Annotated in this window: 7 protein-coding genes; all 7 read right to left on the bottom strand. The window is 36.4% G+C overall.

Annotated features, from left to right (window positions below; all coding sequences use genetic code 11):
• A partial coding sequence (locus tag PHI38_RS06785) for a cytochrome c biogenesis protein ResB (RefSeq protein WP_299854214.1) occupies positions 1-2,008 on the bottom strand: 2,008 nt, incomplete at its 3' end.
• A gap of 76 nt (positions 2,009-2,084) precedes the next feature.
• On the bottom strand, positions 2,085-2,372 hold the full coding sequence (locus PHI38_RS06780) for a hypothetical protein (RefSeq protein WP_299854212.1): 288 nt from the start codon (positions 2,370-2,372) through the stop codon (positions 2,085-2,087).
• A gap of 54 nt (positions 2,373-2,426) precedes the next feature.
• Positions 2,427-3,410: a HAMP domain-containing sensor histidine kinase gene (locus tag PHI38_RS06775; RefSeq protein ID WP_299854210.1), complete on the bottom strand. Its 984-nt coding sequence runs from the start codon at positions 3,408-3,410 to the stop codon at positions 2,427-2,429.
• Positions 3,410-4,669, bottom strand: coding sequence for a M18 family aminopeptidase (locus PHI38_RS06770; RefSeq protein ID WP_299854207.1), 1,260 nt, complete (start codon positions 4,667-4,669; stop codon positions 3,410-3,412). Before PHI38_RS06770 ends, PHI38_RS06775 begins: the two co-directional genes overlap by 1 nt.
• 42 nt (positions 4,670-4,711) lie before the next feature.
• Complete coding sequence (locus PHI38_RS06765; RefSeq protein ID WP_299854204.1) at positions 4,712-5,023, bottom strand: DUF167 family protein; 312 nt, start codon at positions 5,021-5,023, stop codon at positions 4,712-4,714.
• Positions 5,023-5,334 (bottom strand): hypothetical protein, encoded by a 312-nt coding sequence (locus PHI38_RS06760; protein WP_299854202.1) that lies wholly within the window; start codon positions 5,332-5,334, stop codon positions 5,023-5,025. Before PHI38_RS06760 ends, PHI38_RS06765 begins: the two co-directional genes overlap by 1 nt.
• Before the next feature lie 8 nt (positions 5,335-5,342).
• Complete coding sequence (dnaE, locus tag PHI38_RS06755) at positions 5,343-8,903, bottom strand: DNA polymerase III subunit alpha (protein ID WP_299854199.1); 3,561 nt, start codon at positions 8,901-8,903, stop codon at positions 5,343-5,345.
• Between the last annotated feature and the right edge of the window lie 23 nt (positions 8,904-8,926).

The following is an 8,926-nucleotide window of genomic DNA, read 5'->3' as shown; positions in this document are numbered from 1 at the left end:
TCTGAAGCGCATCGATAGTCTCATGCCACTTATTGTTTACATCATTTGGCTTAGGCCATATTTTTATAAGAGCTCCTGAGAATACTGCGTAAGATATATTTACACGCTCATCAACTTCTAAAACAGCTTTATCAAAAAGATCTCTTTGTTTTGGCTCTTTTCTTATAGCATTATCTACAGCCTCTGCTATTTTATACCCTTCTAAAGTTTCAGGGCTTGAGAAAAATTGTGAGAAAGATGCATACTTTGCATCATTTTCTACACCTATCATTTTATTTATTACTTCATTTTTTGTAACAATTGTTTTTAAGTTTTTATAAATATCTGGCTTAGTTAACATTCCAAGAACAACTTGATTTGCATCCAAGTTCTCTTCACCAATATTTAAGTGAGAATTTTTATGTATCTTTGCGATTATCTCTGTTGCGAGTGTATTGAGTGGTTTCATTCTTCCACCACTATCTTGAATAATCAACTCACCAAATCTATCAGCATGTCCTTTATCAAAAGACAAAATAGTTTTTATAGCTGGATTTAACTCTTGCGCATACGAAGGCGATACACTAAATAACAGTCCCAAAGTAAACACTAAACCAAGAGCTCTACTTGAGCTTGCTTCTCTTGCTTTTTTTGAAAGTTGAGAAAATCTATTTCCTCTTGAGAGAATTGACCAAAACATACCTATTCCTAAAAGAATATAACCTAAATAAGATGGTAAGGTCCCAGGGTCGTTGTTAACCGAGAGAACTGTTCCCATCTCATCTTGATCATAAGAAGATTGAAAAAATCTATAACCACGGTGTTCTAAAATATTGTTCATAAAAATCCTATAAGGCATATGTATATTTTTCTCTTCATCAATTAACTCAACTTCACTAGCATAAGATGCTGGAGACATTGAACCAGGATATCTATCAAGTTGAAAATCAAGAAGTTTTATACCAAAAGGAAGATAGAGTCTCTTTGCTCCATATGAAATATCTACATGTACTCCATTTACATCATAATGGTTCTCTTTTGCCATTCTTCCAGCTTGAGCAAATATCATAACCTCTTGTGATACGTCTGCAACTTTTATATTAAATACAAGCGCATCTTGTGATGGTCTCATAGCAGAAGCATTAGGATTTGAGACTATTTTAGCTTTTGCGTGTTTGTAGTGTTTACGAACTACAAAGTTACCACCATCTACACCAAAAAGGGTTCTAAACTCTAGTTTAGTATCTTGAGTTGATGGTATTTCACCTTGCTCTTTAGTATCCATTTTAAGAAATTTTAGAGCCATATCGTGTTTCATATATAACTCGCCATCTTTAGAGAAAATAGAGATAGTAGGTTTTAAAAATATATTTCCTGACTCATAATCTAATGCAAATTCACTATTTTCATAAGATTCACCTTTTTTTAGTCTGATAGGCTCACTAGAATCATTTGCAGCAACCATCAAATCAAGAGCGTCAAATCCGCCTTCATCTGACTCTTCAAGAGTCTCAATTGCATCTGGAATATATCTAATCAAATCAACTTCTACTTTTTTTGAATCTATCTCTAATGTTGATGATAAAGAGTTATGACTTTTTTTTGAAAGAAAAAGAGGTTTGGATGTTGATTCTACTTTGTCTGCAACTTTTGCAGATACAGTGAAATAATTTTCTGCACTTGTCATAGTATTAGCCACTTCGCCTTCGCGAATATGCATAGTTCCTTCATAACCAGCGTATCTAGTTATTGCAGCGCCAAGAAGGATGATTAAAAAAGAGAGATGGAACATAAAAATTGGAGCTTTTTTAACACTAAACATTCTAAATTTGTACATGTTTAACATAAGATTTATAGCTAAAAGCCCCATAAGCGCTTCAAACCAACGAGAATTAAATACTTCTGCTTTTGCAGTCATTGTTCCGTAGTCGTTCTCTATAAAAGTAGCATAGCCAATCGCTGCTGCGAAAATTAGTATCATAATGACCATGCTATTCATAGAACTAAATATTGAAAGAAGTTTTTTCATATATATCCTTGATTTAAAAAGGATATTTTAGTAAAAATAAGACAATAGATGACTAAACACGTACCAAAGTAGGAGGTTATTCTTCTAGTTTAAATGTTATTCTAAAATCCCCACTATCAAGCTCTTTTGCTTCATGTGAAATGGTTAAAGGGATTCTGTCATAAAGTGGAAATGGCTCGTGAAAAAATATACCAATAAGTCTGTCATTTTTGCTCTTTAGCAGAGACAATCCTACTATTGTATTAACCATCGGTTCAGGCGGCTGACACTTTGTAGCGTTATACTCATAGATAGTTAAGCCATCCTCTTCATATTTGTAAAAATCTAGTGTCGCTTTTGGCACTGTTATTAACTCTTTTTGCATTTTGTTCTCCTTTTTTAAAACTTATTTTATCTTTTTTAAACAGATAAAAAATTGTCATACGGCAAGTTTTATCTCAAAACCTTTTCTCTCTCCTAAAAGAAGCTCAACACTACCACCATGCGCCGCTGCTATCTGACGTGAGAGCACAAGCCCTAGACCATTGCCTTTTACTTTTGTACTTTTAAAGGCTTCAAAAAGCTCTTTTGTGTTCTCTATCATTATACCGCTATCATATATATAGAACTTGTGAAACTTCTCATCTCTCTCATAAACTACTTCAACCTCTCCACTCTCTTCATCATCGAGTTCTATGGCGTCTATCGCATTTGTTAAAAAGTTAGAAAAAAGCATCTCAAGCAGATCTTTATCTGCATCTATTTCAAAATTTTTATCTGGAAAGATAAATGTTATCTCTTTCGTATAGCCATAGTATCCAACCGACATATTAAGCGCATCTTGAAGTTCACTCCACATAAATGGGGCTTTGTTTGCATATACACCTTTACTAAACATTAGTGTTGCTTTTATGATGCGCTCAATTCTGCAAACTGATTTTTGTATCTCTTCAACAATAGCTAAGTTTTCTGGCTTTACTCTTTTTATAAGAGTTGAGCTAAGTAGTGAGATAGAGCCTATTGGATTGCGTATCTCATGTGAGAGATGTGCCGCCATCTGCCCCATAGTAGCCAAGTTCTCTTTTCTTTTTTGCTCTGTCATATCTGTCGCACTTAACATGATTTTTTCTTTATATGAAGAACTTTTAATCAGATATGATTTTGCGTTAAAAGTTACCTCATAATCATCTCTCTTAGACTCTAAGAGAGAAAAAAGTTCGTTTAGTGATTTTGCTTGAGAGTTTTGTAAAAAAATATCTCCGTCTTTGTCTAAAATCCAAATAGCATTTGGCAAAAACTCTACAACCTCTTCAACAGTATCTTGAAGATGCATATAAGAAGCTTTTAGCTCACTAAACTCTTTTTCTACCTTATATGTCTGCTCTATTAAAAGGTTTAACTCTTCTGGGGAAATTGAAGACATTACTCACTAAACCCTAAGATGATTTTATAAAGACTATAAGCATCATCACTTCCACAAAGCTCACGAATAGAGTGCATAGCGTAAGTTGGAAGCCCGATATCTATGGTGTCTATTCCGAGTCTTGAAGCGGTTATCGGCCCTATAGTTGAACCACATCCTATATCACTTCTTGTTACAAAGTTTTGCATAGGCTCACCAAGTGATGAGGCAACATTCATAAATCTTGAGATAGTTTTAGAGTTTGAAGCATAACGCTGGTTTGCATTTACTTTTATCACAACTCCACTGTTTATAAGAGGTGCATGATTTGCATCATGTTTGCTCGGGAAGTTTGGATGCACCGCATGAGCGTTGTCTGCACTTATAAGCATAGAAGAGCGAATCATCTGCGTATACTCTTCAAAATCACCAAACATTCTCTTTAGTGTACTCTCTAAAAAACTCCCACCTGCCCCACTTGCAGACTCGCTTCCAACCTCTTCATGATCACTCGCAATAAAGAGCATAGGAACACTTGCATCAACACTGCAGATAGATAACATTCCAACATAACAGCTAAGAAGATTATCCAGCCTTGCACTCGCTATAAATTCGTCTTCAAGCCCAATATAGGAGGCTGCTTGAGTATCATAAAAGCTAAGTTCATTTGCATAAAGCTCTTTTATATCTTCCACGCCACTACTTACTAAAAGCTCTTTTAAAAAACTCTCAAATTCAAACTCTTTATTTGTTGAGACTATCGGGCAGATATCAGTTTGTGCATTTACACTCTTCTTCTCATTTACTTCGCGGTCAAGGTGGATAGCAAGAGATGGAATGATTGCTATAGATTTTTTTGCATCGACAACTGTATCTTTAATTATGTTATGAGAATCCAGATACGAGATACGCCCAGCTAAAGAGAGATCTCTATCAAACCAAGTGTTTAACAAAACACCACCATAAGGCTCAACTCCAAACTTTACCACACCATGCTCTTTTATAACAGGATTTGGTTTTAGCTTCAAATTTGGCGAATCGGTATGTGAGCCAACCATCACATAGTTTTTACTTTTTGGATACGTAAAAGCGATGATTGAGGAGTCATTGCGAGTAACAAAGTATTTCTCGCCTTGCTTTAAGTTCCACTTCTGCGTCTCATGAAGTCTGACAAACCCAGCATTAAGAAACATCCCAGCCATATTTTCAGTTGCATGAAACGGGGTCGGCGAAGCATCTAAAAAGCCTAAAAGTCCTTCATTAAAATCTTTTTTTATCATCTTGTAAATCCTATTTTTAGCTGTTTGTTATTTTTATTATATTTAAAATTCATCTACTTGCAAATTTTTTGGAATCTTTTTTGGCGCTTGTATGCGGAGTTGTTTATGAATACTCTCTCTGCCATAAACTACCTCTATGTTTGAGGTATTAACTCCAAACTCTTTAGCTAAAAAGGCAACCATATAGTCTGTTGCTCTGCCTCCATGAGGTTGAGCTTTTACACTTATTTTTAGTTGATTGCCTTTTGTTTTTCCTATCACGTCTCTCTTAGCTGCTGGGGTTCCGAGGATATTTAAAACTAAAACATCATCGTTCCACTCATAAAAAAGATGCTCTAGGTTTCTTGCTTTCATTAGAAAAAGAGCCAAATCAGAAGTACTATACCGATGAGGAGATTTATATAACTCATGCCATCTTCAAAGAGCATAACAAGCATCTCATAGTACTTTGTATCTAAAAAACTATGAGCAAGTAAAAGCTCTTTGTTTGCATAAGAAGTAATGTCCGCACCCCAGATATATGCGATAATCTCTGGAAGTATTAGAAATAAAACCACACCACTAATTCCCCAAAAATTACGCTCTGGTTTCATTGAAAGGAGCGCTTTTTTTGTCTTTGGACTTGAGGCAATCGCTTTTGCTTTTGCTTTAATTTTCTCTCTCATATATACCCTTAAGAAGCCAATATATCAACGCTCTCATTACCCTCTAATTCACAAAGGATTTTGCTATCAACTCCTATTGCCGAATCTATAACTATGTTTTGGAGTTTTGAAATTATCGTGATTTTTAGCTCTCTACTTCCATGATTTTGTCTAATTAGCTGATACAAATCTTCTAAAACTCTCATGTTTGAGTCTAATCTTATTGCAAGACTTATCGGCTCTTGTGAAGGAAGTGGCGTTTCTCTTACCTCTTTTTTAGTCTTTTGTGTCTCTTTTTTCGCATCTTTTAGCGTCATGATTTTACTTACACTCGTTCTTGTAAACATCTCTGTGTGTGTTATCTTTACCTTAAAGGCTATTGGCTCATCTAAGTTCATTGCTTGGAGTTCATCAACTTTATCTGAGAAGAGCATAAGTTCGATGTTTCCATGAAAGTCCATAAGGTTTACTATGCCAAATTGAGCGCCTTTTTTAGATGTTTTTTTAACTATCTCTTCGACTTTACCTATAAAAATAGCATAAGTACCATCTTTTACACTTTCTAATTCCGATGAGAGCGTGTACTCTAACTCATCTAGTTTATCTCTAAACTCATCAAGAGGATGCCCTGAGATATAAAAACCGATAGTCTCTTTTTCAAACTCTAAAATCTCTTTTAGCCCATATTCTGGCGAATTTGTAAGTTTTAACTCAACACTTGTTATCTCGGTATCATCTCCAAAAAGGCTTCCAACTGCATTTTTCTTAGCCATTGAAGCATCTTTTGCAGTGTCAACTATTTTTTCTATCTGATCAAGAAGCGCTTTTCTAGAGAAACCAAACCTATCAAAACCTCCTGCTTTGATAGTGGATTCAATAACTCTTTTGTTGACTTTTGATGGCTCGATTCTGTTTACAAAATCCTCTAATGAGACAAAATCCCCACCCTCAGCTCTTGTCTCGATGATAGAGACAACTGCCGCTTCGCCTACACCTTTTATAGCGCCCAAACCAAAGAGGACTATCTCTCTATCATCTTTTGTGATTGCTGAGAATTCAAGTTGTGAATCACAAATATCTGGAGGCGAGAGCTCGATTCCCATTCTTCTAGTCTCATCTATGTATCGCACAACTTTATCAGTATTATCTTTATCAGATGTAAGAAGTGCCGCCATAAACTCGTTTGGATAGTAAGTCTTTAGCCAAGCAGTTTGAAAAGTTACCATCGCATATGCCGCAGAGTGTGATTTGTTAAAACCGTATCCTGCAAACTTCTCAATAATATCAAAGAGTTTTGAAGCTTCAGCGTAGTCAAGTCCCTGTGTCTGCGCCCCTCTTGCAAACTCATCGTTATATACAGACATATCTTTTTTCTTACCCATGGAGCGGCGGATAATGTCAGAGTAACCAAGAGAAAAGCCACCGATTGTTTGAACTATCTGCATAACCTGCTCTTGATAAACGATGACTCCATAAGTATTTTTAAGGATTGGTTCCATAGCATCAAAGGTGTACTCTATCTTCTCTCTGCCGTGCTTTCTCTCTATAAAGCTATCAAGCATTCCAGACTCCATAGGTCCTGGACGATAGAGTGCCAAAACCGCAATCAAATCCTCGAAGTTATCCGGCTTTAGACGCTTGTTCAAGTCTTGCATACCAGAACCCTCTATCTGAAACATACCTACTGTGTTTCCGCCTCTTATGATTTCATAAACCTTTGCATCGTTTTCATCTATCTCATGCCAGATTACATCTCTATCGTAACGAAACTTTATAAGCTTGATTGCGTTATCTATCACATCAAGGGTTTTAAGTCCTAAAAAGTCAAACTTAATTAGATCTACATCTTCAAGGTAGTTAAGAGAGTACTGAGTTACAAAAACATCCTCTCCTGATGGCTTATAGATAGGTGTTTTTTTCCATAACTCCTCATTTGAGATAACAACTCCAGCTGCGTGAATCCCTGAGTTTCTCTTCAAACCTTCTAGTTTTTTAGCAAACTCCCAAACTCTAGCCGCATTTGCATCGCTGTCTATTAGTTCTTTGAGTTTTGGCTCTTTTTGAAAAGCTCCAGCGATAAACTCTCCGTTTTTCTCTCTTCCATTTAGCGTGATTCCAAGCTCATCAGGAACAAGTTTTGCCATTTTATCAGCTTGTGATAGTGGCATATCCAAAACTCTAGCAACATCACGGATAACCCCTTTTGCTAGGAGTGAGCCAAAAGTAATGATTTGAGCTACTTGATTTCGCCCGTACTTCTCAACAACATAATCAATAACTTCTCCACGGCGCGCCTGCATAAAGTCCATATCTATATCGGGCATACTTACACGTTCAGGGTTTAGAAATCTCTCAAAGAGCAAATCATACTTCATAGGATCTATATCTGTAATATCTAACGAATACGCAACTAAACTCCCAGCCGCACTACCCCGCCCAGGCCCAACTGCGATGCCCTTTTCTTTGGCAACTTTTACAAAATCCCAAACGATTAACATATATCCGGGGAATTTCATAGAGTTTATAACATTCATCTCAAAATCTAATCTATCTCTATACTCTTGATGTTTATGTTCAGGTACATGTACTAAGCGATTTTCAAGCCCTATTTTACAGCGATATATAAAGTACTGAGCATCTATCTCATTTTTATCACTGCTATTTATCTCTAGTCCATCAGTCTGTGCATACTCTGCTGAGAATTTAAAGTTTGGCGGAACTGGGTCTCCTAGTTTTAGCTCTAAATTACACTTCTCAACTATCTCTTGAGTGTGCTCTAGCGCTTCAGGTATATCTGCAAAAAGCATCGCCATCTGCGCTGGGCTCTTTAAGTAAAACTCATGAACAGAGTGACGCATACGATTTGGATCATCATAGAGTTTATTCATCCCGATACACATAAAAGCTTCGTGATACTGAGCATCGCCAGCGAATGTGTAGTGAGTGTCATTTGTTGCAACAACTTTTATATCTAACTCACGTGAGAGTTTTAAAATCTGCTCATCAATAAAGAGCTGATCTCCTATGCCATGACGCATAAGCTCTAAGTAAAAGTCATCACCAAATATCTCTTTATACTCTAGTGCAGCGGCTTTTGCACCCTCATAACCAAGCGCACCATTTTTTACATTTCTTTCATTTGATAGATTTAGATGCCAGTTTACTTCGCCTTGTAAACATGCAGAGGTACAAATAAGCCCTTCACTATGCTCTTTTAACTCTTTTTTATTTATTCGTGGAAAGTAGTAGAAGCCGTCTATAAAGGCCTTTGAAGAGAGATACATAAGATTTTCATAACCTTTTTGATCTTTTGCAAAAAGACAGATGTGGAAGCGTTGTTTTGAGCTTTTATCATCCATAGTATCCCCATTATGGATATAACCCTCCATCCCGATAATAGGTTTTATCCCAGCAGCTCGCATCTGCTGATAAAAGTCAATCGCGCCAAACATATTGCCATGATCAGTCATAGCTACACTTGTCATGCCGAGCTCTTTTACCTGCTTTACCAAATTTGTTAGTTTATTTGCACCATCAAGAAGAGAGTATTCTGTGTGAAGATGGAGATGGGTAAATGGTTGAGGACTCATTTTTATAACCTTTTGTACTTATT

The sequence above is a fragment of the Sulfurimonas sp. genome, assembly GCF_028694895.1.
Lineage (GTDB): Bacteria > Campylobacterota > Campylobacteria > Campylobacterales > Sulfurimonadaceae > Sulfurimonas.
The sequence above is the reverse complement of the archived record's forward strand: the minus strand, read 5'-3'. Positions and strand labels throughout refer to the sequence as shown.